At 71.7% G+C, this 26,203-nt stretch carries 22 protein-coding genes; 6 read left to right on the plus strand and 16 right to left on the minus strand.

Translation table 11 applies throughout. From position 1 onward, the window contains the following. Window positions 1-8: 8 nt before the first annotated feature. The 3 genes from ABZ078_RS30080 to ABZ078_RS30090 all read right to left on the minus strand — a co-directional run bounded on the left by ABZ078_RS30080 (window position 9) and on the right by ABZ078_RS30090 (window position 4,260). Window positions 9-1,001, minus strand: coding sequence for an alpha-ketoacid dehydrogenase subunit beta (locus tag ABZ078_RS30080; RefSeq protein ID WP_356580400.1), 993 nt, complete (start codon window positions 999-1,001; stop codon window positions 9-11). 1 nt (window position 1,002) lies between these two features. Continuing rightward, window positions 1,003-2,184, minus strand: coding sequence for a pyruvate dehydrogenase (acetyl-transferring) E1 component subunit alpha (pdhA, locus tag ABZ078_RS30085; RefSeq protein ID WP_356580402.1), 1,182 nt, complete (start codon window positions 2,182-2,184; stop codon window positions 1,003-1,005). 519 nt (window positions 2,185-2,703) lie between these two features. Further along, the gene (locus ABZ078_RS30090) at window positions 2,704-4,260 is read right to left on the minus strand and encodes a protein kinase (RefSeq protein WP_356580404.1); all 1,557 of its coding nucleotides are present in this window, start codon (window positions 4,258-4,260) and stop codon (window positions 2,704-2,706) included. A gap of 351 nt (window positions 4,261-4,611) precedes the next feature. Between ABZ078_RS30090 and ABZ078_RS30095 the strand changes: the two genes are divergently transcribed. After that, window positions 4,612-6,252 carry a protein kinase gene (locus ABZ078_RS30095; protein ID WP_356580406.1) on the plus strand — a complete coding sequence of 547 codons (1,641 nt, stop codon included), beginning with the start codon at window positions 4,612-4,614 and terminating at the stop codon, window positions 6,250-6,252. Between the two features lie 125 nt (window positions 6,253-6,377). On the opposite strand, the gene ABZ078_RS30100 is transcribed toward ABZ078_RS30095, so the two are convergent. Next, window positions 6,378-6,920 (minus strand): bacterial proteasome activator family protein, encoded by a 543-nt coding sequence (locus tag ABZ078_RS30100; protein WP_356580407.1) that lies wholly within the window; start codon window positions 6,918-6,920, stop codon window positions 6,378-6,380. A 206-nt stretch (window positions 6,921-7,126) separates the two neighbouring features. Here ABZ078_RS30100 and ABZ078_RS30105 point away from each other — a divergent pair, with 206 nt between their 5' ends. Next, a complete protein-coding gene (locus ABZ078_RS30105) occupies window positions 7,127-8,071 on the plus strand; it encodes a hypothetical protein (RefSeq protein ID WP_356580409.1) in 945 nt (314 codons plus the stop codon). Between the two features lie 52 nt (window positions 8,072-8,123). Here ABZ078_RS30105 and ABZ078_RS30110 read toward each other — a convergent pair whose 3' ends face one another. Then, window positions 8,124-9,119, minus strand: a complete 996-nt coding sequence (locus ABZ078_RS30110) for an NAD(P)H-quinone oxidoreductase (RefSeq protein WP_356580411.1) — start codon at window positions 9,117-9,119, stop codon at window positions 8,124-8,126. Window positions 9,120-9,381: 262 nt separating this feature from the next. On the opposite strand from ABZ078_RS30110, the gene ABZ078_RS30115 reads away from it, so the two are divergent. Then, entirely contained in the window at window positions 9,382-10,395 is a 1,014-nt protein-coding gene (locus tag ABZ078_RS30115; protein WP_356580413.1) for an ATP-binding cassette domain-containing protein, read from the plus strand. Further along, window positions 10,392-11,240, plus strand: a complete 849-nt coding sequence (locus tag ABZ078_RS30120) for an ABC transporter permease (RefSeq protein WP_356580415.1) — start codon at window positions 10,392-10,394, stop codon at window positions 11,238-11,240. The genes ABZ078_RS30115 and ABZ078_RS30120 overlap by 4 nt, the downstream gene beginning before the upstream one ends. Before the next feature lie 33 nt (window positions 11,241-11,273). Here the strand turns inward: ABZ078_RS30120 and ABZ078_RS30125 are convergent, their stop codons facing one another. From ABZ078_RS30125 to pdhA (ABZ078_RS30150), 6 genes are all read right to left on the minus strand, one after another. Further along, window positions 11,274-12,383, minus strand: coding sequence for a potassium channel family protein (locus ABZ078_RS30125; protein ID WP_356580416.1), 1,110 nt, complete (start codon window positions 12,381-12,383; stop codon window positions 11,274-11,276). Then, window positions 12,380-13,798 (minus strand): molybdopterin molybdotransferase MoeA, encoded by a 1,419-nt coding sequence (locus ABZ078_RS30130; protein WP_356580418.1) that lies wholly within the window; start codon window positions 13,796-13,798, stop codon window positions 12,380-12,382. Before ABZ078_RS30130 ends, ABZ078_RS30125 begins: the two co-directional genes overlap by 4 nt. Continuing rightward, on the minus strand, window positions 13,795-14,826 hold the full coding sequence (locus ABZ078_RS30135; RefSeq protein WP_356580420.1) for an NTP transferase domain-containing protein: 1,032 nt from the start codon (window positions 14,824-14,826) through the stop codon (window positions 13,795-13,797). The genes ABZ078_RS30130 and ABZ078_RS30135 overlap by 4 nt, the downstream gene beginning before the upstream one ends. A gap of 70 nt (window positions 14,827-14,896) precedes the next feature. Then, the gene (locus ABZ078_RS30140; protein WP_356580422.1) at window positions 14,897-16,351 is read right to left on the minus strand and encodes a dihydrolipoamide acetyltransferase family protein; all 1,455 of its coding nucleotides are present in this window, start codon (window positions 16,349-16,351) and stop codon (window positions 14,897-14,899) included. Continuing rightward, on the minus strand, window positions 16,351-17,355 hold the full coding sequence (locus ABZ078_RS30145) for an alpha-ketoacid dehydrogenase subunit beta (protein ID WP_356580424.1): 1,005 nt from the start codon (window positions 17,353-17,355) through the stop codon (window positions 16,351-16,353). The genes ABZ078_RS30140 and ABZ078_RS30145 overlap by 1 nt, the downstream gene beginning before the upstream one ends. Beyond that, window positions 17,352-18,488 (minus strand): pyruvate dehydrogenase (acetyl-transferring) E1 component subunit alpha, encoded by a 1,137-nt coding sequence (gene pdhA, locus ABZ078_RS30150; protein WP_356580426.1) that lies wholly within the window; start codon window positions 18,486-18,488, stop codon window positions 17,352-17,354. Before pdhA (ABZ078_RS30150) ends, ABZ078_RS30145 begins: the two co-directional genes overlap by 4 nt. Window positions 18,489-18,678: 190 nt before the next feature. Between pdhA (ABZ078_RS30150) and ABZ078_RS30155 the strand changes: the two genes are divergently transcribed. Then, window positions 18,679-19,164 (plus strand): Lrp/AsnC family transcriptional regulator, encoded by a 486-nt coding sequence (locus ABZ078_RS30155; protein WP_356580461.1) that lies wholly within the window; start codon window positions 18,679-18,681, stop codon window positions 19,162-19,164. A gap of 102 nt (window positions 19,165-19,266) precedes the next feature. On the opposite strand, the gene ABZ078_RS30160 is transcribed toward ABZ078_RS30155, so the two are convergent. Beyond that, a complete protein-coding gene (locus ABZ078_RS30160) occupies window positions 19,267-19,857 on the minus strand; it encodes a TetR/AcrR family transcriptional regulator (RefSeq protein WP_356580428.1) in 591 nt (196 codons plus the stop codon). A 19-nt stretch (window positions 19,858-19,876) separates the two neighbouring features. Next, on the minus strand, window positions 19,877-21,403 hold the full coding sequence (locus ABZ078_RS30165; protein ID WP_356580430.1) for a 3-hydroxyacyl-CoA dehydrogenase: 1,527 nt from the start codon (window positions 21,401-21,403) through the stop codon (window positions 19,877-19,879). A 159-nt stretch (window positions 21,404-21,562) separates the two neighbouring features. Here ABZ078_RS30165 and paaN point away from each other — a divergent pair, with 159 nt between their 5' ends. Next, a complete protein-coding gene (gene paaN, locus ABZ078_RS30170) occupies window positions 21,563-23,254 on the plus strand; it encodes a phenylacetic acid degradation protein PaaN (RefSeq protein WP_356580432.1) in 1,692 nt (563 codons plus the stop codon). On the opposite strand, the gene ABZ078_RS30175 is transcribed toward paaN, so the two are convergent. From ABZ078_RS30175 to ABZ078_RS30185, 3 genes are read right to left on the minus strand one after another with little or no spacing between them, the layout of a single operon-like run. Further along, window positions 23,251-23,985 carry a TrmH family RNA methyltransferase gene (locus ABZ078_RS30175; protein ID WP_356580434.1) on the minus strand — a complete coding sequence of 245 codons (735 nt, stop codon included), beginning with the start codon at window positions 23,983-23,985 and terminating at the stop codon, window positions 23,251-23,253. The two genes, paaN and ABZ078_RS30175, sit on opposite strands and share 4 nt — an antisense overlap. Next, a complete protein-coding gene (locus tag ABZ078_RS30180) occupies window positions 23,982-25,208 on the minus strand; it encodes an HTTM domain-containing protein (RefSeq protein ID WP_356580436.1) in 1,227 nt (408 codons plus the stop codon). The genes ABZ078_RS30175 and ABZ078_RS30180 overlap by 4 nt, the downstream gene beginning before the upstream one ends. Beyond that, window positions 25,205-26,071: a DUF5819 family protein gene (locus ABZ078_RS30185; RefSeq protein WP_356580438.1), complete on the minus strand. Its 867-nt coding sequence runs from the start codon at window positions 26,069-26,071 to the stop codon at window positions 25,205-25,207. Before ABZ078_RS30185 ends, ABZ078_RS30180 begins: the two co-directional genes overlap by 4 nt. Between the last annotated feature and the right edge of the window lie 132 nt (window positions 26,072-26,203).

The raw sequence follows: 26,203 nt of genomic DNA on the forward strand, positions 1-26,203 counted from the left end.
CCCTCTCCTCAGTACGCCAGGGCACGGTCGACGGCGTCGAGTACCCGGTCCAGGCCCGGCAGGTACTCCTCCTCCAGGCGGGCCGGCGGATACGGGGCGTGGTAGCCGCCCACCCGCAGCACCGGGGCCTCCAGGTGGTAGAAGCACCGCTCCGTGATCCGGGCGGCGATCTCCGCGCCCGAGCCGAAGAACACCGGTGCCTCGTGCACCACGACCAGGCGGCGGGTCTTCTCCACGGACGCCTGGATCGAGTCGAAGTCGAGCGGGGAGACCGAGCGCAGGTCCAGGACCTCCAGGTTCCTGCCCTCCTCGGCGGCCGCGTCGGCGACCTCCTGGCAGAGCTTCACCATCGGGCCGTACGCGGCCAGCGTGAGGTCCGTGCCCTCGCGGACGACCTTCGCCTTGTGCAGCGGGCCCGGGATCGCCTCGGTGTTGACCTCGCCCTTGTCCCAGTAGCGACGCTTGGGCTCGAAGAAGATCACCGGGTCGTCGCTCTGGATGGCCTGCTGCATCATCCAGTACGCGTCCGACGCGTTGGAGGGGCTGACGATCTTCAGGCCGGCCACGTGCGCGAACAGCGCCTCGGGGGACTCTGAGTGGTGCTCCACCGCGCCGATGCCGCCGCCGTACGGGATGCGGACGACGACCGGGAGCTTGACCTTGCCCAGGGAGCGGGCGTGCATCTTCGCGAGCTGTGTGACGATCTGGTCGTACGCCGGGAAGACGAAGCCGTCGAACTGGATCTCCACGACCGGGCGGTAGCCGCGCAGGGCCAGGCCGATCGCCGTGCCGACGATGCCCGACTCCGCGAGCGGGGTGTCGATGACGCGGCTCTCGCCGAAGTCCTTCTGCAGGCCGTCCGTCACCCGGAAGACGCCGCCGAGCTTGCCGACGTCCTCGCCCATGATCAGGACCTTGGGGTCGGAGTCCAGGGCACGGCGCAGCGACTCGTTGATCGCCTTGGCGAGCGCCATGCTCTTGGACGTCACAGTCTCCGCCATCTCAGTTGCCCCCCTCTACGTCCGCGAACGACGCCTGGTAGGCGGCGAACTGGGCGCGCTCCTCGTCGACGAGCGCGTGCCCGTCCGCGTACACGTTCTCGAAGATGGCGAAGTGGTCCGGGTCCGGCATGGCGCGGACCGCCTCGCGCACTCGTTTGCCCAACGCCTCGCTCTCGCGCTCCAGTTCCGCGAAGAATCCCTCGTCCGCGTGGTTTGAAGCCTCCAGATAGCGGCGAAGGCGCAGGATCGGGTCCTTCGCCTCCCAGGCCAGGCGCTCCTCGTCGCCCCGGTACCGGGTGGGGTCGTCGGAGGTGGTGTGGGCGCCCATGCGGTACGTGTACGCCTCGACCAGCGTCGGTCCCTCGCCGCCGCGGGCGCGCTCCAGCGCCCACTTCGTCACGGCGAGGCACGCCAGGACGTCGTTGCCGTCGACCCGGATGCCCGGGAAGCCGAAGCCCTGCGCGCGCTGGTAGAGCGGCACGCGGGTCTGCTTCTCGGTCGGCTCGGAGATCGCCCACTGGTTGTTCTGGCAGAAGAACACCACCGGGGCGTTGTAGACCGCGGAGAACGTGAAGGACTCCGCCACGTCGCCCTGGCTGGAGGCGCCGTCGCCGAAGTAGGCGATCACCGCGCTGTCCGCGCCGTCCTTGGCGACGCCCATCGCGTAGCCGGTGGCGTGCAGCGTCTGGGAGCCGATGACGATCGTGTAGAGCTGGAAGTTGTTGCTGTTCGGGTCCCAGCCGCCGTTGTTCACGCCGCGGAACATGCCGAGCAGGTTGGTCGGGTCCACCCCGCGGCACCAGGCGACGCCGTGCTCGCGGTAGGTGGGGAAGACGTAGTCGTCCTCGCGGGTGGCCCGGCCGGAGCCGATCTGGGCGGCCTCCTGGCCGAGCAGCGACGCCCACAGGCCCAGCTCGCCCTGGCGCTGCAGGGAGGTGGCCTCGGCGTCGAAGCGGCGGGTGAGCACCATGTCGCGGTAGAGACCGCGGAGCTCGTCGGGGGTGATGCCGGCGACGTACTTGTCGAACTCCGCGTTCTTGACGCGCTTGCCCTCGGGCGTCAGCAACTGGACGAGTTCGGGGTCGGTGCCCGGCGATTTCCTTGCGGTCGCGCGCTTGCCGGCCGTGCTCTTGGTACCGGCGCTGCGTCGCGGCTTTCGCGCGGCAGTGCTCTCCACGGTCACGTGTGCTCCTCCGTCGGTCCGGCTACCCGGGTTCGCCGGGGGCCTGGGGGTCCCCCAGCTCGTTCAGAGCCTGGGGGAGCGGCTCACCTGAAGCCCTACGGACGCACAGGGTGGGTGCGGCTCGTTGGGGGACAGGCGTGACAGGTGCCCCGGCGAGCGCCCTGCAACAGGCACGTTACCCAGTGCTCCACATCTCTGTGAAACCCCTCCTGACCTGCGTTTTTGCTTGGAAATCCAAGTAAATCGCGAAAGTCCGGAACAAGTCCTGGTCACAGCCTTGCAGGGGGCCGGAACAACGGCACGTTATATCGGTGACCCAGGTCACGGGAAGAGTCGCCGGGAGCGACTTCACGGCGGAGGACGGCGACGGGGGGCCCGAAGAGGCCACGAGGGCGACCGACGGGGGTACGCGTTTCCGGCCATCCGGTCACGGTGTGCACATATGACACGCGCGCGTGGAGCCCGTTTCGGGCCACACGCGCGCGTGGGGATGTGCTCGGCGGGACAGCGCCGACGGGGTCAGGTGCCGTCGCCCGTCGGAGCCGTCGGCAGGGTCGTCGGCGCCGTCGGCTCCTGCGTCGGCTCGGGGGTCGTCGGCTCCTGCGTCGGCTCGGCCGTGGTCGGCTCCTGCGTCGGCTCGCCGGTCGGATCCTGCGTCACGGGCTCCGACGGCGTGTACGAGGGCGGGTCCGTCGGCGTGTACTCCGGTCCGGTGCCCGTGTCGCTGCCGTCGTCGGTGTACTCGTCGGTCGGGTCCTGGGTCGCCTCGTCGGTCGGGTCCTCGGTGGCCTTGTCCTTGTCGTCGGTCTGCGAGACGGTCGGCGACTGCGTGGTCCCCTTGCCGGGGTCGTTCCCGTTGTTCTTGTTCAGCGCCAGCGCGACACCCGCCGCGATCGCGATCACCGCGAGGACGGCCAGGATCCACAGCTTGCCGCGGCCGCTGCCCTTGTTGCCGTGCCCCTCGAAACCGGTGTCGTCCCCGCCGCCGTACCCGGAGGGCAGGATCGGCTGCGGGATCTGCGTCGTACCGGAGCCGGAGTCACCCGGGTGCCCCATGACGGCCGTGTGGGCGAAGCCCGCCGCCGGGGTGTTCCGGCCCTCGTGCATCGTCACCGGACCGGTGTTCCAGGTGCCGGTGTGGCCGCCCTGGTCGTACAGCATCTGCAGGCCGTACTGGACGAGGCCGCGCATCTCCTCGGCCGTCTGGAACCGGTCGTCCGGCTCCTTGGCGAGCGAGCGCATGACCAGCCCGTCGAGCTCCGGCGGCGCGGCGTCGGAGACCTCGGACGGCGGGGTCGGGATGTCCTGGACGTGCTGGTAGACCACCGACAGCGGGGTCTCGCCGGTGAACGGCGGGCGCAGCGCGAGGAGTTCGTAGAGCAGACAGCCCGTGGCGTACAGGTCGGAGCGGTGGTCGACCGCCTTGCCGAGCGCCTGCTCCGGCGACAGGTACTGGGGCGTGCCCATGACCATGCCGGTCTGCGTCATCGTCGACTGCGCGCCGTGCAGGGCGCGGGCGATGCCGAAGTCCATCACCTTCACGGCGCCGTTGTTGGTGATGATGACGTTGGCCGGCTTGATGTCGCGGTGCACGATGCCGTGCTGGTGCGAGTAGGCGAGCGCCTCCAGGACGCCGGAGACGATGATCAGGGCCTGCTCGGGGCCGGGTGCCTCGGCGTTGATCAGGAGGTCGCGGATCGTGCGGCCCTCGACGATCTCCATGACGATGTACGGCACCGACTGGCCGTTCACGTGGTCCTCGCCGGAGTCGTACACGGCGACGATCGCGTGGTGGTTGAGGCCGGCCACCGACTGGGCCTCGCGCGTGAAGCGGGCCTTGGACACCGGGTCCTCGGCGAGGTCGGAGCGGAGCAGCTTGACCGCCACGGTGCGTCCGAGGCGCACGTCCTCGGCCGCGAACACCTCGGCCATGCCGCCCCGGCCGAGTCTGCGTGTCAGCCGATAACGGCCGTCCCCGACAAGCCCGCCATTACCCCACATTTCCGGCGCGTCTGACATACCGCCGCCAGCCGCCTCGGGGTCGGACGGGCCCTGAGCGCGCTGCTGCTGTGCCATCGGTCCTCGCCGTCGTTTCTGCCCGCGGTGCGCGCGGTGTTGTTACGGTCTCCGTCGGCCACGCTACAGCCTCCGCGCAAGCCGTCGGTCCGAGATGGTCGCCCCAACCGGAAGGAGACGGACCGGCCATCCAACCGGTACCCCGTCCGCTCGTGCAAATTCTGTGTACTGGCGGTACTGCCCCGGTAACGCTTCCGCGGCGCTTCTTTCGCGTACGGTCACGGAACGGGCACCGTGCTTGACCTGTCAGTGCCGTGGGGCAGACTTGGCCGGGAATAGCACATTGGATCACTCGGATCACCCGATCCACAGCGATCGCAGGCGCCCGAGAGGCTACGGGGGACGCAGAACATGAGCCAGGACGGCGCGCAGGGCCGGTACGCGGGGCGGGCACTGGCCGGCGGCCGCTATCAGCTGCGCGACTTGCTCGGCGAGGGCGGCATGGCCTCGGTGCATCTCGCGTACGACTCCGTGCTCGACCGGCAGGTCGCGGTCAAGACGCTGCACACCGAGCTCGGCCGCGAGCAGGCGTTCCGCGAACGCTTCCGTCGCGAGGCCCAGTCCGTGGCGAAGCTCACGCACACCAACATCGTCTCCGTCTTCGACACCGGCGAGGACGTCCTCGACGACATGACGACGCCGTACATCGTCATGGAGTACATCGAGGGCCGGCCGCTCAGCTCGGTTTTCGACGAGGACGTACGGCAGTTGGGCGCGGTGCCCGCCGACAAGGCGCTGAAGATCACCGCGGACGTGCTCGCGGCGCTGGAGATCAGCCACGAGATGGGGCTGGTCCACCGGGACATCAAGCCGGGCAACGTGATGCTGACCAAGCGCGGCGTCGTCAAGGTGATGGACTTCGGCATCGCGCGGGCCATGCAGTCCGGTGTGACGTCCATGACACAGACCGGCATGGTGGTCGGCACCCCGCAGTACCTCTCGCCGGAGCAGGCGCTGGGCCGGGCCGTGGACGCCCGCTCCGACCTGTACTCGGTCGGCATCATGCTGTTCCAACTGGTCACCGGGCGGCTGCCGTTCGAGGCGGACTCGCCGCTGGCGATCGCGTACGCGCATGTGCAGGAGGAGCCGGTTGCTCCGTCCTCGATCAACCGCGCCCTGCCGCCGGCCGTGGACGCGCTGGTCGCCCGCGCGCTGAAGAAGAATCCGAACGAGCGCTTCCCGAGCGCCGAGGCCATGCGCGACGAGTGTCTGCGCGTGGCCGCGTCCTTCCAGGCGGCCCCGCCGAGCATCGTGCCGGGTGCGCAGGCGCAGAGCGGCCAGGGCGTCGGCGCCGCGGTGTTCCCGCCGGTCGGCCAGGCGCCCCCGTCCTCGGGCCCCGTCCAGACGCCGTACCAGCCGCACCCGACCCCGGCCCCGAACCCGTACGGCACCCCGCCCCCGTCGATGCCCTCGCCGGCCTACGGCTACCCGCAGCAGCCCGGCTACCAGACGCCGCCACCGGCCTCGTACTCCCCGCAGCCGGGCCACGCGACCCCGCCGCCGTACGCCGTCTCCCCGCAGCCGCAGGGCACTTCGGGCGGGGGCAGGAACAACCGGCCCGTCGTCATCGGCTCGATCATCGTGTCCATCGTCGCGGTGGGCGGCCTGATCGTGGCGCTGGCACTGAAGGGCGGCGGCCCCGAGGAAGGGGGCAACGGCGGCGGCTCGACCGCGACGGCCGCGGTGTCGAAGGCGCCGGGGTACCGCGAGGGGGACAGCTCGAAGACGGTCGAGACGACCGAGTGCACCGAGCCGTCCGAGTCGTACACCGACCCCGATCAGGTGGCGATGCCGGACTTCACGTTCAGGTACTGGCCGTCGGTCGAGGCGTGCCTGAAGGCCGCCGGGTGGGACTACGAGAAGGTCGACAAGAACGAGAACACGTACGGTCAGGGCACCGTGATGGCGCAGTCGCCCAAGCCGCCCACGAACTTCGACCCGGACAACCCGCCGAAGATGACGTTCGAGGTCTCCACGGGCAATCCGGAGTGACGTCCGCGACGTGCGCGACATGAGACGTGCGTGGCCATGAGACGTGCGTGGCCATGAGACGTGCGCGACATGAAAGGGCCCGGCAGCGTCGGCTGCCGGGCCCTTCCCCTGTCCGGGGGCGGTGATTACAGGTAAGGCCCGCCCGAGCGGCCGGCCTGGCGGTGTTCGCCGTCCTCGTGGCCGCCGACTCCCGGCGGGAGGGCGCGGCGCATCTGCTCCAGCTGGGCGCGGGCGGCCATCTGCTGGGCGAAGAGCGTGGTCTGGATGCCGTGGAAGAGGCCCTCCAGCCAGCCGACCAACTGGGCCTGCGCGATGCGCAGTTCCGCGTCGCTCGGGGTTCCCTCGTCCGTGAACGGCAGGGAAAGCCGCTCCAGCTCCTCGACGAGCTCCGGTGCCAGACCGTCCTCCAGCTCCTTCACCGAGCTGGCATGGATCTCCTTCAGCCGGACCCGGCTCGCCTCGTCCAGGGGAGCGGCGCGCACTTCTTCGAGCAGCTGCTTGATCATGCTGCCGATCCGCATGACCTTCGCCGGCTGCTCGACCATCTCCGTCACCGGGACCTCGCGGGAGTCCTCGTCTCCGTTGCCGCCGGTGAGCGCCATCCCGTCCTGGCCCACGACCAGGATCTGGGGGTTCTCGGACGGCCTGTCGTTCCTCGGCATCTCCATGCCGCCATTCTCTCGCACCCGTACAGCTCATCATCGTGGTGCCCCCGCCGGGGCAAGATCCACCGTTTACGGTACGGGACTTTCCGTCACGCCTCGGCGGATCCGGCCCGTCCGGACGGTGTGCCCGCCCTCCGGTCGTGCGCCGGATTCGGTCGGGTGGCGGAGTCCGGAATGCCGGGTTCATGGGTGGCTGTGAGGCTTGCTCCATGACTCCATCGCTGGGAGTGAGGCAGGAGCGGCCGCGAGCCGCTTCCGGTGGCCCGTGCGCCGCGGCCGGACGCGGGGCGCGATCGGGGGTGCGGCGGGCTCCGCGGGCGGCGGGGGTGCTGGTCGGGCTGGTGGCGGGGCTGATGGTGGGAGTGTGCGGGGCCGGGGCGTCGTACGGCATCGATGACCCGCGGGGTGCGGCCGCGCTCGGGGACTCGTCCGGTTCGCCCGGTTCTTCCGCTTCCTCCGGGTCCACCGCCGCGTCACGGGCGCTCTCCGCGCCTTCGGGATCGCCCACGGGTTCCCCCGGGGAGGAGGCGGCCGAGGACGCCGCCGGCTCCGCAGCCCAGGCCCGGCCTTCTCCCGCCGCCTCGGACGTGTCCGAGGCCCAGTCCGTCCCCACCGCCACGGCCGAGGAGCCCATTCCGTCCAGCGCGTCCGGCTCGGCCGGTGAGGGCCCGGAGTCCCGGGAGTCGAAGGCGTCGTCCGCCTCTCCCGCTCACGGCCCCGCCACCTCCCCTCCCGCCCCTTCCGGCAAGCCTTCCCGGGCCGGCAGCCGCGCGGGTGAGGGGCGGGAGCGGCCCGGGCGGGAGAAGGGACCGCTGGAGCACGAGCAAGCGGCGGCGGACGAGCCTGACGGCCGCGAGAGGAACGAACCCGGCGAGGACGGCGACGGCGACGGCGACGGCGCGACCTTGCCGCAGGCGGAGGGTGAGGACGACGGCGGAAGCGCGTTCGAGGACTCGGAGGCCGCCGGTGACACCGCCCGGGACGCCTCCATGGCGCCCTCCGCCCCGCCGAGCCGGTCCGGGCGGCAGCCCGTCCCGCACGCCGAGGGACCCACCGAGCCCGTACTGGAGGTCCTGCCCCTCGGCAGCGGACTGGTGCTCATCGGGCTCGGTCTGGGTCTGGCCTTCCTCGGTCTCCGGCTGCGGCGGGGCTAGGCGTATTGATCACGAGCGTTGTTAACGGGTCGGGCGGTGGAAGGGACGGTGCTCAGGCGGCAGAGCCCTGGGGCGTCACGAGGAGCACCTTCCCGATGTGCCCGCTCTCCTCCACCACCCGGTGCGCCTCGGCCGCGTCCTTCATCGGGATCTCGCGGTCGACGACCGGACGTACGTGGCCGCCGTCCAGCAGGGGCCACACATGCTCGCGTACGGCCGCGACGATCGCCGCCTTCTCGGTGAGCGGACGCGCGCGCAGCGAGGTCGCGCTGATGGCGCCGCGCTTGGCCAGGAGCGCCCGGATGTCGAGCTCGCCCTTGACGCCGCCCTGCATGCCGATGATCGCGAGGCGGCCGTTGACGGCGAGGGTCTGGACGTTGCGGTCGAGGTACTTGGCGCCCATGTTGTCGAGGATGACGTCGGCCCCGGCCCCGTCGGTGGCCTTCTTGACCTCGGCGACGAAGTCCTGCTCCCGGTAGTTGATCAGGATGTCGGCGCCCAGCTCGGCGCACCGATCGAGCTTCTGCTGAGTCCCCGCCGTCACGGCGACCTTGGCGCCGACGGCCTTGGCGAGCTGGATCGCCATGGTGCCGATGCCGCTGGAGCCGCCGTGCACGAGCAGGGTCTCGCCGGGGCGGAGGTGGGCAATCATGAAGACGTTCGACCAGACCGTGCAGACCACCTCGGGCAGGGCGGCGGCCCGCGTCAGGCTCACGCCCTCGGGCACCGGCAGCAGCTGCCCCGCCGGCACGACGACCTTCTCGGCGTAACCGCCGCCCGCGAGCAGCGCGCACACCTCGTCGCCGACGGCCCAGCCGGCGACGCCGGGGCCGATCTCGGCGATGCGGCCGGAGCACTCCAGGCCGGGATAGGGGGAGGTGCCGGGCGGCGGGTCGTAGAAGCCCTGCCGTTGCAGGATGTCGGCGCGGTTGACGGCCCCGGCCACCACCTCGACCAGTACCTCGCCCTCGCCGGGCGCGGGATCGGGGACCTCGTCCCACACCAGCGCCTCGGGCCCACCAGGTTCGGGAATCGTGATCGCATGCATGGGACGGACGCTACTCCTCGGCTCTCGCCCCCGGCTCCCTACTCCGGTCGGAGCCCTCGGCTCACGCGCCCCGGCCCTCCCTCTCCGGTCGGAGCACCCGCGGCCTCCGTCCCTCTGTGTCGGTCTCCGGTCCCATGCCCCTCGGTCCTTGGGCGGGTCTGCTCAAGAATCCCTGTGCGGCAGCGATGAGTTTGCGCGACTGTAAAGGTCTCCCCATGCGTAGCCCAAGAACGTGGAAGGCCACTCGGAAGGATCCCGAAGCATGAGCACGCAGACGACGTCCGGTCTCGCCATCGAGACCGCGGGCCTGGTGAAGACGTTCGGTGAGACACGGGCCGTCGACGGCGTGGACCTCGCGGTTCCGGCCGGCACGGTCTACGGCGTCCTGGGCCCGAACGGCGCGGGCAAGACGACCACGGTGAAGATGCTCGCCACCCTGCTACGACCGGACGGCGGCGAGGCCCATGTCTTCGGCCACGACATAGTCCGCGAGGCCGACGAGGTGCGCGGCCGGGTGAGCCTCACCGGCCAGTACGCCTCCGTGGACGAGGACCTCACCGGCACCGAGAACCTGGTCCTGCTGGGCCGGCTCCTCGGACACGGCAAGCACGCCGCGCGGGAGCGTGCCGCGCAGCTCCTCGATGCCTTCGGGCTGACGGAGGCCGCCGGGAAGCAGGTCAAGAACTACTCCGGCGGCATGCGGCGCCGTATCGACATCGCCGCCTCCATCCTCAACACGCCCGACCTGCTGTTCCTCGACGAGCCGACGACCGGCCTCGACCCGCGCAGCCGCAACCAGGTGTGGGACATCGTCCGCGCGGTCGTCGCGCAGGGCACCACCGTGCTGCTGACCACGCAGTATTTGGACGAGGCCGACCAGTTGGCGTCCCGGATCGCCGTCATCGACCACGGCAAGGTCATCGCCGAGGGGACCAAGGGCGAGCTGAAGGCGTCCGTCGGCGCCGGTTCCGTGCATCTGCGGCTGCGTGACGCGGCACAGCGGCCGGACGCCGAGCGCGTGCTGCGGCTGACCCTGGACGCGGACGTGCAGCTGGAACCCGATCCCGTGGCCCTCACCGCCCGCGTCGGCTCCGGCACGACCAACGGACAGGGCGCGGCGGAGCAGGCAGCCCGCGCGCTCGCCGAGCTGGCCCGCACCGGCATCACCGTCGACACCTTCTCGCTGGGCCAGCCCAGCCTGGACGAGGTCTTCCTCGCCCTCACCGGACACGACACCCAAGAGACCAAGGACGACAAGGACGAGGTGGCGGCATGAGCACCGCGACGCAGACCGAGAGCAAGGAACTCGCCCCCGTCAGCGCCGAGTCGCTCGCCGCGCTGCTCGTCTCCGGGGAACGACCGCCGCGGCCCAGCGCCTGGTCGGCCTCCATGACGTTCGGCTGGCGGGCGATTCTCAAGATCAAGCACGTGCCGGACCAGCTGTTCGACGTCACCGCGTTCCCGATCATGATGGTGCTGATGTACACGTACCTGTTCGGGGGCGCCCTGGCCGGCTCCCCGAAGGAGTACATCCAGTTCCTGTTGCCGGGCATCCTGGTGATGTCGGTCGTGATGATCACGATGTACACCGGTGTCTCGGTGAACACCGACATCGAGAAGGGCGTCTTCGACCGCTTCCGGTCGCTGCCCATCTGGCGCCCGTCGCCGATGGTCGGCTATCTGCTGGGCGACGCCCTGCGCTACACGATCGCGTCCGTGGTGATGCTCACCGTCGGCATCATCCTGGGCTACCGCCCGGACGGCGGCGTCGGCGGCGTGCTCGCCGGGATCGTGCTGCTGGTCGTCTTCTCGTTCGCGTTCTCGTGGATCTGGACGATGTTCGGGCTGATGCTGCGCTCCGAGAAGTCGGTGATGGGCGTCAGCATGATGGTGATCTTCCCGCTCACCTTCCTGTCCAACGTCTTCGTCGACCCGAAGACCATGCCCGGCTGGCTCCAGGCGTTCGTCAACAACAGCCCGATCACCCATCTGTCCTCGGCCGTGCGCGGACTCATGGCGGGCGACTGGCCCGCCGCCGAGATCGCCTGGGCGCTGGGCTGGGCAGGGCTGTTCGTCGCGATCTTCGGGCCGATCACGATGCGGCTGTACAACCGCAAGTAGTCGGGCAGATCGCCACAAGGCCCCCGGGGAGCGTCAGATGCGCTTCATCCCCGGGGGCAGACGCCGCTCATCGGGTGCGACCTGTGTGCCCGGAGTCGCCCGCACGATGGTGATGAGCCGGTCCGTCAACTCCAGTGTCCCGACGTCCGGATCGTCGTAGCCGAGCACCCGGTGCCCGCGGACGACGCTGATCACGAGGTCGTCCGTATGACGCGGGCTCTTGCCCACCTCGGCCCTTATGACCGGCCGTTCGACGATGTCCAGCCCGCTGCCCTGCTGGATCAGGTCCTCCAGGACCATGCCGGCGGCGGGGCTGAGCACGGAGAGTCCGAGCAGCCGGCCGGCGGCGCTGGCGCTGGTGATGACCGCGTCGGCACCGGACTGCTTCAGCAGGGGGGCGTTCTCCTCCTCGCGCACCGCGGCCACGATCTTCGCGCCGCGGTTGAGCTGCCGTGCCGTCAGCGTCACCAGCACGGCGGTGTCGTCGCGCTGGGTCGCGATGATGATCTTCCGCGCCTTGTGCACCTCGGCCCGCTTCAGGACATCACTGCGTGTCGCGTCCCCCGTGACCCCGGCGTACCCGTCCGCGACCGCCGCGTCGATCACCTTCGAACTCGGGTCGACCACGACGACCTGGTCCTTCCTCAGGCCCGTCGCGCAGACGGTCTGGATCGCCGAACGCCCCTTCGTACCGAAGCCGACGACGACGGTGTGGTCACGCAAGGTGGACCTCCAGCGGTTCAGACGCCATTCCTCCCTGGTCCGCTCGGTGAGGACCTCGAGGGTGGTGCCGACCAGGATGATCAGGAACAGCACCCGCATGGGCGTGATGACGAAGATGTTGGTGAACCGGGCAGCGTCGCTGACCGGGGTGATGTCGCCGTATCCGGTGGTGGAGAGGGTGACGGTCGCGTAGTAGAAGGCGTCGAGGAGATCGACGGAGCCGTCCGAGTTGTCGTTGTAGCCCTCGTGGTCGGCGTAGACGATCAAAGCCGTGACAACGAGCAGCATCAGCGCCAGCGACACCCGCTTGGCGACCTGGCGGAACGGATGCTCGATGATCTTCTTCGGAAGCTTCACCCGATAGGTCGCGACCCTCTCCTCCGCCCGGCGGGCGATCGCGTCCTGGCCCGGAAGTTTCACGTGAAACACACCTCGATGCCGGCGCTCGCCCAGGGAAGATCGAGCAGTTCGGTCTCCTGACCCGCCCGAGCACCGCCCGGTGGTACGACGGCGACGGCGTCGGCCGCCGCCATGCCCCGCAGCATGGCCGGACCGTGGTAGTGCAACGGCACGGCATGGTCGCCGCGCAGCACGACGGGGATGAGCCGGGTGTCGTACGGATGTCCGTGCACCGCCTCCTTCAGGGGCAGCGTGTACGACTCCGGGGCCGGCCGGGCGGCGAGCGTGCGCAGCAGGGGCTCGGCGAGGGTGAGCAGGCCGGAGACGGCGGCGAGGGGATTGCCGGGCAGGCCGACGAGGTGCTGCTCCTCCTTGATGCGTGCCAGCAGCATGGGGTGGCCGGGGCGCACCTTGACGCCGTCCACGAGGAGTTCGGCGCCGATGCGGTGCAGCGTGGGGTGGACGTGGTCGACGGGGCCGGCCGCGGTGCCGCCGGTGGTGACGACGAGGTCGGCGTCGGAGCCGGTGAGGGCCTTGCGCAGGGCCTTGGCGTCGTCGCCGAGCCTGCGTACGGCGATGACCTCGGCGCCCAGGGCGCGCAGCCAGGGCGGCAGCATCGGGCCGAGGGCGTCTCGGATCAGCCCGTCGTGCGGGAGCCCTTCGGTGAGCAACTCGTCGCCGAGGATCAGCACTTCGACACGGGGGCGGGGTACGGCGGTGAGGGTGTCGTATCCGGCGGCCGCGGCGAGGCCGAGCACGGCCGGAGTCACGACCGTGCCCACGGCGAGCAGTTGATCGCCGTGGCGGCACTCCTGGCCGCGTGGACGGATGTCCTGACCGGGCTGGACCTCGCGGGTGGCGTGCAGCCGACCCTGGCTGTCCGAGCGCCCGTGCTCGGTGCGCAGGACGGCGTTGGTGTCCGGGGGGATGCGGGCGCCGGTCGCGATGCGGACGGCCTCGCCGTCGGTGAGCGGTTCGGGCTCGGCGTGCCCGGCCAGGACACCCTCGTCCCGTACGGCCCAGGGGCCGGGGCCCGCGACCGCCCAGCCGTCCATCGCCGAGGTGTCGAAGGAGGGCAGGTCGGTGAGGGCGGCGAGGGGGGCGGCCAGGGTGAGGCCGAGGGCGGCGTCGAGGGGGACGGAGACGGGAGCGCGTCGGGCGGTCCCGGTCGTCGTGGGGGTGCCGCCCATGCCCTTGAGGGTGGGAGGGAGGGCGGCGCGGGCGGCGATGTCACGGGCTTCGGGCCAGCGGGTGGCCCTGTGGTGGCGGTCCGGGTCGTGCGGGCCCGGGGAGTGCGGGGTGGGGGCGTGCGGGGTGGGGGCGGGCACGTGGTCGCCGGGGGTGTGGTGGCTGTTGTGTTCGTTCACGAGGGCGAGCACCTCCTCGACGTCGAGGTCCTCGGCGTCCTCGTCCGCCTGGATGCCGCGGGCGGTCATCCGGCGTCCGGGCGGGTGTCGGGCGTGGCGTCGGACGCGGCGGCGGGTGCGGGGTCGGAGGCTGCGGCGGGTGCTGCGCCGGACTGGGCGGCGGCGGCCTCTTCCGCCCAGCGCAGGGCGAGAGCGGCGGCCTTGCGGGATGCTTCGGCGACGGCTTCGGGGCCTCCCTCACCGCCCTTGGCCTGCGCCGCCGCGTAGCCGACGAGGAAGGTGGTCAGCGGAGCCGCGGGCCGTGCCACGCCGTGGGCGGCGTCGCGGGCGAGGTCCAGCAGTACCTTGGTGTCGACGTCGAGGTCGATGCCCAGTTCGTCCTTGACTGCGGAAATCCATTCATCCAACACGTGCCCATGCTCCCTGATGCGTGCCCTGGCGGTGGCGATGTCGTCCCAGGTGTCGCAGTCGAACGACGCGACGGGGTCGGGGACTCGGGTGAGGTCGAGCGCGCCGGTCAGCCGGCGCAGGGGGAGGCCGGTGAGGCCGCTGACCCCAGGACCGGTGAGGCCACCGCCCTGAGGGCCGGCGATGCCGTCGTGTCCGCGGCTGAGCGCGGCCAGTTCGCGGCGCAGCGCGGACGCGCGGTACGCGGCGACGAGGGGCTGGTCGCGGCCGTCGGCGTCGGTGAGCAGGGCGCCGTCGGCGCCGCTCGTGCGCAGGGCGGCCAGCAGCCGCCGGACCGTGCCCTCGTCGAGGAACGGCAGGTCGGCGGAGAGGACGACGACCCGCTCGGCCGTGGTGTGCCGCAGCCCGGCGTCCAGGGCGGCGAGCGGGCCGGCGCCGGGCGGGTCCTCGCGCGCCCAGGTCACGGGCCGTGCGGTGGGCCGGGGGTCGGCGACGACGACGGTGGTGCCGGCGTCGGCGCAGGCGGCGAGCACCCGGTCGAGCAGCGCCCGCCCGCCGACGCGCAGCCCGGGCTTGTCCGCGCCGCCGAGCCGCCGCGCGGCACCACCGGCGAGCACGACGGCGTCGTACGCGACGTCGCGCCCGGCGTCGGTGGCATCCTGCGCGCCCGGCGGTTGATACGCGGTCATCCCCCGAGTATGCGTGCCTCCAGGATCACAGGGAACGCGGTGGGGGAAGCCGGAGGCCGTGGCGGTTCGGTCACAGGGTGCGCAGCAGCACCGCCGGCTGTTCCACGCAGTCCGCCACGTACCGCAGGAAGCCGCCCGCGGTGCCGCCGTCGCAGACCCGGTGATCGAAGGTGAGCGACAGCTCGACGACCTGCCGGACCGCCAGTTCGCCCTCGTGCACCCAGGGCTTGGGGATGATGCGGCCGACGCCGAGCATCGCGGCCTCGGGGTGGTTGATGATCGGCGTGGAGCCGTCGACGCCGAAGACTCCGTAGTTGTTCAACGTGAAGGTGCCGCCGGTGAGTTCCGCGGGCGTGAGGCGGCCCGCGCGGGCCGCCTCGGTCAGCCGGGCGAACTCGGCGCTCAGCGACTCCGCGTCCCGCGCGTGCGCGTCCCGCACGACCGGGACGACGAGTCCCCGCTCGGTCTGCGCGGCGAACCCGAGGTGCACATGGTCGAGCTGGACGACCTCCCTGGCCTCCATGTCGACCGTGGAGTTGAGTTCGGGGAACCGGGCCAGGGCGGCGGTGCAGATGCGGGCCAGCAGGGCGAGGAGGGAGATCTTCGGCCCACCCGCGGCGTTCATCGCCGTGCGCGCCCGCATGAGTTCGGTCGCGTCGGCGTCCACCCAGCAGGTCGCGTCCGGGATCTCCCGCCGGCTGCGCGAGAGCTTGTCCGCGACGGCACCGCGGACGCCCTTGAGGGGCGTGCGGATGCCGCTGGGGCCGGCCTTGGCCTGGGCAGCGGGAGCTGTCGCCGGGGTGACCGCGGATGCAGGCGCCGGAGTGGCCGTGGGCGCCGCGGCCACGCGTCCCTGCGCGGAGGCGGCCCGCAGCGCGTACTCCACGTCCGCCCGAAGGATGAGCCCGTCCGGTCCGGAACCGTGCAGCTCCCGCAGGTCCAGGCCGTTCTCACGGGCGAGGCGGCGTACGAGCGGGGAGATCACCGGCACCGGGCCCTCGTGGTTGCCGTTGCGGGCCCCGGCCCGGTTCGGGTCGGCAGGTGCGGTGGAGGGCTCGGAAGAGGCCGGCTCCTGCCGCACCGGTGCCGTCGGAGCCGTCGAGGCCGTCGAGGCCGCCGGAGCCGCCGGAGCCGTCGGAGCCGCCGGCCGTACCCTGCGCCGCCGTGAGGGAGCCTCGGAGGTGCCGTAGCCCACCAGCACGTTCCCGGACCCCTCGGTCTCCCGGCCGGGCGCGGCCGCGCCCTGGCCCGAACCCTCGACCGCGCCGCCCGGGGCCGGCGCCCCCACCGCCACCGTCAGCAGCGGTGCCCCCACGGGAAGCTCCGTGCCCTCCTCGCCGAAGCGGGCCGTGACCACGCCGCCGTAGGGGCAGGGGACCTCCACCATCGCCTTGGCCGTCTCGACCTCGACGACCGGCTGGTCGACGGCGACGACGTCACCGACCTCCACCAGCCAGCGGACGATCTCCGCCTCGGTGAGCCCCTCCCCGAGGTCGGGGAGCTTGAACTCCAGCACCTGTGCCATCAGCTCTCGGCCTCCCACTGCAGACGCCCCACGGCGTCCAGGATCCGGTCCACGCCGGGCAGGTGGTGACGCTCCAGCATCGGCGGCGGGTAGGGGATGTCGAACCCGGCCACGCGCAGCACCGGCGCCTCCAGGTGGTGGAAGCAGCGCTCCGTGACCCGGGCCGCGATCTCCCCTCCCGGGCCGCCGAACCCGCCCGACTCGTGCACGACGACCGCTCGTCCGGTCCGCCGTACCGAGGCGCTGACCGTCTCGTCGTCGAACGGCACCAGCGAGCGCAGGTCGACGACTTCCAGGTCCCACCCCTCCTCGCGCGCCGCCTCGGCGGCTTCGAGGCAGACGGGCACGGACGGTCCGTACGTGATGAGCGTGGCGCTCCGGCCCGAGCGCCGCACCACCGCGCGGCCGATCGGTTCAACGCTCTGCGGGTCCTGCGGGTTCCAGGAGTCCTTCGACCAGTACAGCCGCTTGGGCTCCAGGAAGACCACCGGGTCGTCGGAGGCGATGGCGGCGCGCAGCAGCCCGTAGGCGTCGGCGACGGTCGCGGGCGTGACGACATGGAGCCCCGGAGTCGCCAGGTAGTACGCCTCGGAGGAGTCGCTGTGGTGCTCGACGCCCCCGATGCCACCGCCGTAGGGGACGCGGACGGTGATCGGGAGCGGCATCTTGCCGCGCGTGCGGTTGCGCATGCGCGCGACATGCGAGATGAGCTGCTCGAACGCCGGGTAGGCGAAGGCGTCGAACTGCATCTCCACGACCGGGCGCAGCCCGTACATGGCCATGCCCACCGCCGTGCCCAGGATCCCCGCCTCGGCCAGCGGCGTGTCCGTACAGCGGTCCTCGCCGAACTCCTTGGCGAGCCCGTCGGTGACCCGGAAGACACCGCCGAGGGTGCCGACGTCCTCACCCATGACGTGCACGGTGGGGTCCTCCGCCATGGCGTCGCGCATCGCGCGCGTGAGGGCCTGCGCCATGGTGGCCGGCTTGACGGCGACGGTGGTCATCGGTGCGACCCTTCCGACTCGGCTTCGAGCTCGGCCCGCAACTGGGCCTGCTGTTCGCGCAGTTGCGGGGTGGGCTCGGCGTACACGTGGGCGAACAGGTCCATCGGGTCGAGCACCGGGTCCTGGTTCATGCGCTCACGCAGATCGGCGGCCATCGCCTCGGCGGCGTCCCGCGCGGCCTGCTTGCCGGCCTCGTCGATGAGGCCGCGCTCGGTCAGCTCGTGCTCCAGGAGCGCGATCGGGTCGTGTCCGCGCCAGGTCTCGACCTCGGAGTCGCCGCGGTAGCGGGTCGCGTCGTCGGCGTTGGTGTGGGCGTCGATGCGGTAGGTGATCGCCTCGATCAGCGTCGGCCCGCCGCCCGCGCGCGCGTGCCGGACGGCGTCGCTCAGCACCTCGTGCACGGCGGCCGCGTCGTTGCCGTCGACCAGGCGGCCGGGCATGCCGTAGCCGACGGCCTTGTGGGCCAGCGACGGGGCCGCGGTCTGCTTGGCGAGCGGGACGGAGATGGCGAAGCCGTTGTTCTGGACGAGGAAGACGACCGGCGCCTGCCAGACGGCGGCGAAGTTCAGCGCTTCGTGGAAGTCGCCCTCGCTGGAGCCGCCGTCGCCGACCATGGCGAGCGCGACCACGTCGTCACCCTTGATGCGGGCGGCGTGGGCGAGGCCGACGGCGTGCGGGAGCTGGGTGGCGAGCGGCGTGCACAGGGGGGCCACGCGGTGCTCGTACGGGTCGTAACCGGTGTGCCAGTCGCCGCGCAGCAGGGTGAGCGCCTCGACGGGATCCACACCCCGGGCGACGGCCGCGAGCGTGTCCCGGTAGCTGGGGAAAAGCCAGTCCCGCTCCTGAAGGGCCAGCGCGGCGGCGACCTCACAGGCCTCCTGGCCGGTGCTGGACGGGTAGACGGCGAGGCGGCCCTGCTTGGTGAGCGCGGTCGCCTGCGCGTTGTACCGGCGGCCGCGCACCAGCTCGGCGTACAGCCGGCGCAGCAGGTCCGGGTCGGCCTTCGCGGCGGCCTCGGTGCCGAGGACGCGGTACGGCTCCGCGTCGGGCAGCAGCGGCGCGGGGTCCATGCGGGGCTGCCAGGCGGGCGGCGGCGATGGCCGGTACGCGCCTCGCTGCTCCATGACCGTCATGACGGCACCTCCTCGTGGGAGCGGCTACGGGAGGCGCAGCTCCAGTGACGCGCCTCACCTACCGATTGTTCGGTCGTCGGCACATTTTGGCTACACGCCCCCTCAGGCTGTGGACAAACGGTTCTCCACAGCCTCCAATGAACGCAGTACGTCCACGGGAGGAAGGTGGGGGGACATGGCGCCTGAACAAATGGCCGAAAGCCCGGGTGACGGCACGCCCCTGCCGCCCCCACGCCCGCTGGACGCCATCGATCAGGACATCCTCCAGATGCTCCAGGCGGACGGCCGCGCGTCGATACGGTCGGTCGCCGAGCGGGTCCATGTCTCCCGCGCCAACGCCTACGCGCGCATCAACCGCCTCATCGAGGACGGCGTCATCCGCGGTTTCGGTGCCCGCGTCAACCACGAAGGCGCAGGTCAGGGGACATCCGCGTACATCACCCTGAAGATCGTCCAGAACTCCTGGCGCACGGTGCGCGAGCAGCTCACCCAGCTGCCGGGCGCCTCGCACATCGCTCTGGTCGGCGGCGACTTCGACGTGCTGCTCCTGGTGCACACGTCCGACAACAGGGCGCTGCGCGAACTGGTCCTCACCCGGCTCCAGGCGATCCCCGAGGTGCTCAGCACGCGCACGCTGCTGGTGTTCGAGGAGGAGGACCTGGAGCCACAGGGGTGAGCCGGGCGTCCCGGCCGTCAGCCGGAGGCCACGCCATAGCCGATGCCGGTGCCGCTCGTGCTCACTCAGTGCCCGCTCGCGTACTCATGCCGCAGGCGGCCGTCAGCCCTCCTGCCGCAGCCCCCCGAAGACCAGCCGCACCACCGTGTCGGCGACCTCGCGCTCGTTCATGCCCCGCCCGTCCGGCCGGTACCACTCCACGATCGAGTTGATCATCCCGAAGACGAGCCGGGTGGCCAGCCGCACCTCCACGTCGGCGCGCACCTCACCGTCCGCGGCGGCCGCCTTCAGCAGATCGGCGACCCGGTGGTCGAAGTCGCGACGCCGCTCCAGGGCCCACCGCTCGGTCTCGGTGTTGCCGCGCACCCGCAGCAGCAACGTCACATAGGGCAGCTCGGCTATGAGCACCTCGACCATGCGCCGTACGACGTACTCCAGCCGGTCGGCGGCGTGGCCCACGCGCGCGTGCTCCTCGTCGAGGATCCCGAAGAGGCCGTCGAGCGCCCGGCTGACGGCGCGGCGCAGCAGCTCCTCCTTGCCCGTGACGTGGTGGTAGATCGACGACTTGGAGATACCGGCCGCCTTGGACAGGTGCTCCATGGAGGTGCCGTCGTAGCCGCGCTCGTTGAAGACCCGCACGGCGACGGAGAGCAGCGTCTCGGGCGTGTACGTGTCCCGCTTGGCGGTGGTCATTCGGTGCTGCCCTCCCGGGTCATGAGGTGCTGCCCTCGCGCTTGTCGGAGGCGTACGCGTGGCGGTACAGCGCGAGGGACGGCGCGTACCGCCCGGAGGGATCGCGCAGGTGCAGGTCGTCGAGGAGGGCGTAGGCCCAGTTGCGGCCGAGCCGGCGGCTCCACTCGAAGGGGCCGAGCGGGTAGTTGACGCCGAGCCGCATCGCGGTGTCGATGTCCTCCTCGGTGGCCACGCCCTTGGCGACGGCGTCGTGCGCGAGGTCGACGATCCGGGCGACCGTGCGGGCGACGATCATGCCCGGGACGTCTCCGATGACGCTGACGTCCTTGCCCAGCGCCTGGAAGAGGCCGGTGGCCTCGGTGAGGGTCTGCGACGAGGTGTCCTGGGAGGCGGACAGGGCGATCCGGGTGGCCCGGCGGTAGTCGAGGGCGAGGTCGAAGTAGACGACGTCCCGGAACTCCACCGAGGTCTGCCCGTCGGCGAGCGCGAGCTGGCCGCCGCCGGGCAGCACCAGGCGGGTGCCGTGGTCCTCGTCCTCCTCGCGGACCTGGATGCCCGCCTCGCGGATGAGCGCGAGCAGCTCCGAGGCCGGGCCGAGGTCGCCCTCGGCGACGACGTAGGCGGGCGGCCGCTGCTTCTCGGCGGTGTGCGGCTCGGGGCGCTCGGCGGCCCCGTTCTCCCCGGCATAGTCGTACCAGCCGTGCCCGCTCTTGCGGCCGAGCCGGCCGGACTCGACCAGGCGGCGCTGGGCCAGCGAGGGCGCGAAGCGCACGTCCTGGAAGAAGGACTGCCACACGGAGTGCGTGACGGACTCGTTGACGTCCTGCCCGATGAGGTCGGTGAGCTCGAAGGCGCCCATCCTGAAGCCGCCGCACTCGCGCAGGACTGCGTCGATGGTCGCCGGGTCGGCTCCTTGCGCCTCGTAGACCGCGAAGGCCTCGGCGTAGAAGGGCCGCGCGATGCGGTTGACGATGAAGCCGGGGGTGTCGGCGCAGGCGACCGGCGTCTTGCCCCAGGCGCGAGCCGTCTCGTACGCGCGCGTGGCCGATGTGACGTCGGTGGCGAACCCGGAGACGACCTCGACGAGCGGCAGCAGCGGCGCCGGGTTGAAGAAGTGCAGGCCGACGAAGCGGCCGGGGTTGGCGAGGGCGCCGCCGATCGCGGTGACGGACAGGGACGAGGTGTTGGTGGCGAGCAGGCAGTCCTCGTCGACGATGCCCTCCAGCTCGCGGAACAGCTCCTGCTTGACGTCGAGGCGCTCCAGGACGGCCTCGACGACGAGGGCGCAGTCCGCGAGGTCGGCGAGCGACCGGGCGGGGCTCAGCCGCGCGCGGGCCGCGTCGCGGTCGGCGCCGGTGAGGCGGTCCTTCTCGACGAGCCGGTCGAGGCGCGCGCCGATCGTGTCGGCCGCGTCCTGGGCCCGCCCGGGAACGGCGTCGTACAGCCGTACGGGATGGCCGGCGACCAGCGCGACCTGGGCGATGCCCTGGCCCATGGTGCCGGTGCCGACGACGGCCACGGGGCTGCTGAGGTCGAGTGCTGTCATGTGCGCGATCCTCCCGCACGGGGTTTTCCACAGATGCGGCGGACCCCCTTGTCCCGACCGATCGTTCGGTTACTCTAACTCTGACCGCCTGTTCCTGCCCATGTTTCTGCCAGGTCATGAGCTCAAAGGAGAGCTCTGGAATCGAGGAGTTGGTCCCGCATGGCCGCCGAACTGACCGCCCACGAGCTGATCGCCAAGCACCGGCCCACCCTGGACCAGGCGCTGGAAGCGATCCGCACGCGCGCGTACTGGTCGCCGCACCCGGAGCACCCCAAGGCCTACGGCGAGAACGGCAGCCTGGACGCGGCGGCGGGCAAGGCCGCATTCGACGCCCTGCTCGGGAACCGCCTCGACCTCGGCCAGGCCGGCACCGACGACTGGGTGGGCGACGAGGTCTCCCCGTACGGCATCGAACTGGGCGTCGAGTACCCGCACGTGGACATCGACCGGCTGCTGCCGGCCATGAGGTCCGGCATGCGTCAGTGGCGGGACGCGGGCGCGGAGATGCGCGCGGTGGTGTGCCTGGAGATCCTCAAGCGGATCAGCGACCGCACGCACGAGTTCGCGCACGCGGTCATGCACACCTCCGGCCAGGCCTTCATGATGGCGTTCCAGGCGGGCGGCCCGCACGCGCAGGACCGCGGCCTGGAGGCGGTGGCGTACGCGTACGTGGAGCAGGTCCGCACGCCGGACACGGCGGAGTGGACCAAACCGCAGGGCAAGCGCGACCCGCTCGCCCTGAACAAGCGGTTCACTCCGGTCCCGCGCGGGATCGCCCTGGTCATCGGCTGCAACACCTTCCCGACCTGGAACGGCTACCCGGGCCTGTTCGCCTCGCTCGCCACCGGCAACGCGGTCCTCGTCAAGCCCCACCCGCGCGCGGTGCTGCCGCTCGCGCTGACCGTGCAGGTCGCCCGGCAGGTGCTCGCCGAGGCGGGCTTCGACCCGAACCTGGTCGCGCTGGCCGCCGAGCGGCCCGGCGAGGGCATCGCCAAGACTCTGGCCACCCGCCCCGAGATCCGGATCATCGACTACACCGGCTCGACCGTGTTCGGCGACTGGCTGGAGGCCAACGCCCGCCAGGCGCAGGTCTACACGGAGAAGGCCGGCGTCAACACGGTGATCGTCCACTCGACGGACACCTACAAGGGGATGCTGTCCAACCTGGCCTTCTCGCTGTCCCTGTACAGCGGCCAGATGTGCACCACCCCGCAGAACCTGCTCATCCCCCGCGACGGCATCCGCACCGAAGAGGGCCCGAAGACCTTCGACGAGGTCGTCGCCGACCTCGCCCGCTCGGTCGACGGCCTCCTCGGCGACGACGCCCGCGCGAACGCCCTGCTGGGCGCGATCGTCAACCCGGACGTGAAGGCTCGCCTGGAGGCCGCGGCAGGGCTGGGCGAAGTCGCCCTCGCCTCACGGGAGATCGCCAACCCGGAGTTCCCGGACGCGGTCGTGCGTACGCCGGTGATCGTGAAGCTGGACGGCACCAAGCCGGACGACGAGGCCGTCTGCATGAGCGAGTGCTTCGGCCCCGTCTCCTTCGCGGTCGCCGTCGACTCGGCGACGGACGCGGTGGAGCTGCTGCGCCGGACGGTCCGCGAGAAGGGCGCGATGACGGTCGGGGCGTACACCACCGACGAGGAGGTCGAGCAGGCGATCCAGGAGGTGTGCCTGGAGGAGGCCGCCCAGCTGTCGCTGAACCTCACGGGCGGGGTGTACGTCAACCAGACGGCCGCGTTCTCCGACTTCCACGGCTCGGGCGGCAACCCGGCGGCCAACTCGGCACTGTGCGACGGGGCGTTCGTCGCCAACCGGTTCCGGGTCGTCGAGGTGCGTCGGGAGGCCTAGGGGCCGCCCAGGCTCCAGTGGTAGAGCGTCATCGCCACGCTCGTCGCCAGGTTGTAGCTGGAGACCTGCTCACGCATCGGCAGGGACACCAGGTGGTCGGCACGCGCGCGTAGTTCGGCGGACAGTCCGCTGCGCTCCGACCCGAACGCGAGGACGGCGTCGTCCGGGAGCTTGACGCCCCGGATGTCGTCGCCCTCCGGGTCGAGCGCGAAGACCGGTCCGGGCGGCAGCTCCGCCACGTCCAGCCGCTCCACGGCCGTCGCGAAGTGCAGGCCCGCCCCGCCGCGTACGACCGTGGGATGCCAGGGGTCGAGGGTGCCGGTGGTGACCACGCCGGTCGCGCCGAACCCGGCGGCCAGACGGATCACGGCGCCCGCGTTGCCGAGGTTGCGCGGGTTGTCGAGGACCACGACCGGGGCGGTGCGGGGGGTGTGCGCCAGCTTCTCCAGGTGGGCCGCGCGGGACGGACGTACCGCCAGGGCGGCCACCGCGGTGGGGTGCGGGCGCGGCACGAGGGAGGCGTACGTCGGCTCGGCGACCTCGGTCAGGAGCCCGTCCAGCGTGTCCCGTACGTCCGGGGCGAGCTCCTCGGCGAGGGCGAGCGTGCCTTCCCTGTCGACGGCGACCGCCATCGGGACCTCGGCGCCGAAGCGCACGGCGTGCTTGAGGGCGTGGAAGCCGTCCAGCAGGACGCAGGTCTCGGCGAGCCGGTTCCAGGAGGTCACGGTCATGCCGTGAAGCCTACGCGCGCGTGCTCGGGGTTCTCGGGGGTGCGCGGCTCGGGGGGCGCCGTAGGGGCGTCACCGCCCCGGACCGGACGCGCGAGCCGTCCACGCGCGCGTGCCGCCCAGCCGCCCAGCCGGCGCAGGAACGACGTCGGCAGGAACACCGCGTCCGCCGCGATCATCGCCAGCGAGAAGAACGGCAGTCCGAGGACGACCGCGATCACGGCATGCTCGGTGATCATGGCCGCGAGCAGGGCGTTCTTCACCCGCCGGTTGAACAGGGTGAACGGGAAGGCGACCTGCACGATGACCGTGCCGTAGGTGATGAGCATCACCATGGTGCCGCTGGAGGACAGCAGCTCGGCGAGGGCCGGCCAGGGCGAGAAGTAGTCGAGGTGCAGTGGGTAGTAGACGGCGGTGCCGTCCTGCCACCGGGAGCCCTGGATCTTGTACCAGCCGGCGGTGGCGTAGATCAGGCATGCCTCGGCCATGATCACGAGCAGGGCGCCGTTGTGCACGATGTTGCCGACGACGTCGAGCAGGATGCGCGGCTGGGCGGTCCGCGCGAGTCGGCCCACGATCCACCACACACCCAGCCCCAGCCAGAGGCCCCACAGGATCACCGGCACGGTCAGGTCGCCGTCGAGGCGGCCGGCGACGGTCACCGCGACCAGCGCGAACCCGAGCACGCTCCACAGGAGCGGGCCGACCCGGTCCGGCGCGACGCGCTCGCCACGCGCGCGTGCCTCCCGCGCGAGCCGTGCCCGGCGCTCGTCCAGCGACCACACCTGGCCGCAGCGCGTGAACACGAGGTAGAGGCACATCAGGTGCAGGACGTTGTCGCCGCCGTCGCCCATGAAGATGGACCGGTTCTGCAGCGAGAGCACGCCGACCATGAACAGCACGGACATCGTGCGGGTGCGCCAGCCGAGCAGCAGCAGAACGCTGGTCAGGACGGCGAGGGCGTAGACGGACTCGAACCAGAGCCCGTCGCTCGACCAGATCAGGGCGGTGAAGGCGCCGTTCGTCCTGATCAGCTGCTGGGCGAGACCGAAGTCCCAGGGGCCGTCGGGGCCGTACAGCTCCTGGCGGTGCGGGAACTCACGCAGCAGGAACAGCAGCCAGGTCGCGCTGAAGCCGATGCGGATCACGGCCGTCTGGTACGGGCCGAGGGCGGACTCGGTGACGCGGGCGATACCCGAGGAGATCGCGAGGGTGAAGCGGTTCACCGGGCGCCCCCCTCGGTGCCGCCGGCGCTCGCGGCGCGGGCCGCGCCATCGGTCTTCTCCTCCGCCACCCACCACCACGGCAGCACCCGGTAGGTCGGCTTGTCCGAGACCCGCTCGTCGCTCCACTTCGGCACCGGCACGTTGGTGGTACGGGAGCGGAACTGGACGCGTTCGACGACGCCGCCCTCGCCTGCCGCGTTCTCACGGTCGAGGCGCAGCTCCGCGATGCGCCGCAGATACGTCTCGGACAGCGCGCCGCGCAGGCCCACGGGACGGTTCTCGGCGTCGTGCGTGGCGACGTAGAAGTCCCAGGCCCGGCGCAGCTCGTTCTGCTGAGTGTGGCTGGGCAGCAGGTTGCCGTCGATGGCCCGGCCGTCCTGGGCGGACAGGTCGTACCAGCCGGTCGTGCGGGTGGTGCCGTCGGCCGTGGCGACCTCGCCGCGGACCTGCACCGAGATGTTCTGCTGCAGCGGGTTGGGGGCGAACAGCTTCCAGTTCTGCTCGAACTCCGGGTAGATCCACTCGTCGATCGCCTTGCCGTGCTGCTTGGTGATGGTGTTCGGCGGGGCGACGTGCAGGAAGACCATGCCTATGTGGACACAGACGGCGATCGCCACGACCGCGAGGGCGAGCGCGGCGCCGATCTGGTACCACAGCGAGAGGGCGGCCACCCCCGTGCGGGGTTCCGGGGCCGACGGCGGTGCGGGCACGGACGCGGACGCGGACGCGGACGCGACGGTGGGCGCGGACGCGACCGTGGATGGGGACACGACCGTGGATGGGGACGCGACCGTGGATGGGGCGTCCCGCGGCTCCTCTTCCGGCCCGTGGCGGGCGGCCGAGCCTGCCTCGTACGCGTCCATGCTGCCCCGTTCCCCGATTCCGGTTCGTCTTCCCTCAGCGCTCGCACGGGAACGGTACTCAGGCCCACCCGCCGGGCACAGCCCCTGTCGGGCCGCCGTCGTCCACACCTTACGGGGGTCGTACGGGACCGT

The organism is Streptomyces sp. NPDC006385, assembly GCF_040612485.1.
Classification (GTDB): Bacteria; Actinomycetota; Actinomycetes; order Streptomycetales; family Streptomycetaceae; genus Streptomyces.

Bases quoted from the DNA above. Each gene is read 5' to 3' on its own strand.
- ABZ078_RS30080 (WP_356580400.1), bottom strand. From the start codon at position 1,001: ATGGCGGAGACTGTGACGTCCAAGAGCATGGCGCTCGCCAAGGCGATC.
- ABZ078_RS30090 (WP_356580404.1), bottom strand. From the start codon at position 4,260: ATGGCACAGCAGCAGCGCGCTCAGGGCCCGTCCGACCCCGAGGCGGCT.
- ABZ078_RS30095 (WP_356580406.1), top strand. From the start codon at position 4,612: ATGAGCCAGGACGGCGCGCAGGGCCGGTACGCGGGGCGGGCACTGGCC.
- ABZ078_RS30100 (WP_356580407.1), bottom strand. From the start codon at position 6,920: ATGGAGATGCCGAGGAACGACAGGCCGTCCGAGAACCCCCAGATCCTG.
- ABZ078_RS30105 (WP_356580409.1), top strand. From the start codon at position 7,127: ATGACTCCATCGCTGGGAGTGAGGCAGGAGCGGCCGCGAGCCGCTTCC.
- ABZ078_RS30110 (WP_356580411.1), bottom strand. From the start codon at position 9,119: ATGCATGCGATCACGATTCCCGAACCTGGTGGGCCCGAGGCGCTGGTG.
- ABZ078_RS30115 (WP_356580413.1), top strand. From the start codon at position 9,382: ATGAGCACGCAGACGACGTCCGGTCTCGCCATCGAGACCGCGGGCCTG.
- ABZ078_RS30120 (WP_356580415.1), top strand. From the start codon at position 10,392: ATGAGCACCGCGACGCAGACCGAGAGCAAGGAACTCGCCCCCGTCAGC.
- ABZ078_RS30130 (WP_356580418.1), bottom strand. From the start codon at position 13,798: ATGACCGCCCGCGGCATCCAGGCGGACGAGGACGCCGAGGACCTCGAC.
- ABZ078_RS30135 (WP_356580420.1), bottom strand. From the start codon at position 14,826: ATGACCGCGTATCAACCGCCGGGCGCGCAGGATGCCACCGACGCCGGG.
- ABZ078_RS30140 (WP_356580422.1), bottom strand. From the start codon at position 16,351: ATGGCACAGGTGCTGGAGTTCAAGCTCCCCGACCTCGGGGAGGGGCTC.
- ABZ078_RS30145 (WP_356580424.1), bottom strand. From the start codon at position 17,355: ATGACCACCGTCGCCGTCAAGCCGGCCACCATGGCGCAGGCCCTCACG.
- pdhA (WP_356580426.1), bottom strand. From the start codon at position 18,488: ATGACGGTCATGGAGCAGCGAGGCGCGTACCGGCCATCGCCGCCGCCC.
- ABZ078_RS30155 (WP_356580461.1), top strand. From the start codon at position 18,679: ATGGCCGAAAGCCCGGGTGACGGCACGCCCCTGCCGCCCCCACGCCCG.
- ABZ078_RS30160 (WP_356580428.1), bottom strand. From the start codon at position 19,857: ATGACCACCGCCAAGCGGGACACGTACACGCCCGAGACGCTGCTCTCC.
- ABZ078_RS30165 (WP_356580430.1), bottom strand. From the start codon at position 21,403: ATGACAGCACTCGACCTCAGCAGCCCCGTGGCCGTCGTCGGCACCGGC.
- paaN (WP_356580432.1), top strand. From the start codon at position 21,563: ATGGCCGCCGAACTGACCGCCCACGAGCTGATCGCCAAGCACCGGCCC.
- ABZ078_RS30175 (WP_356580434.1), bottom strand. From the start codon at position 23,985: ATGACCGTGACCTCCTGGAACCGGCTCGCCGAGACCTGCGTCCTGCTG.
- ABZ078_RS30185 (WP_356580438.1), bottom strand. From the start codon at position 26,071: ATGGACGCGTACGAGGCAGGCTCGGCCGCCCGCCACGGGCCGGAAGAG.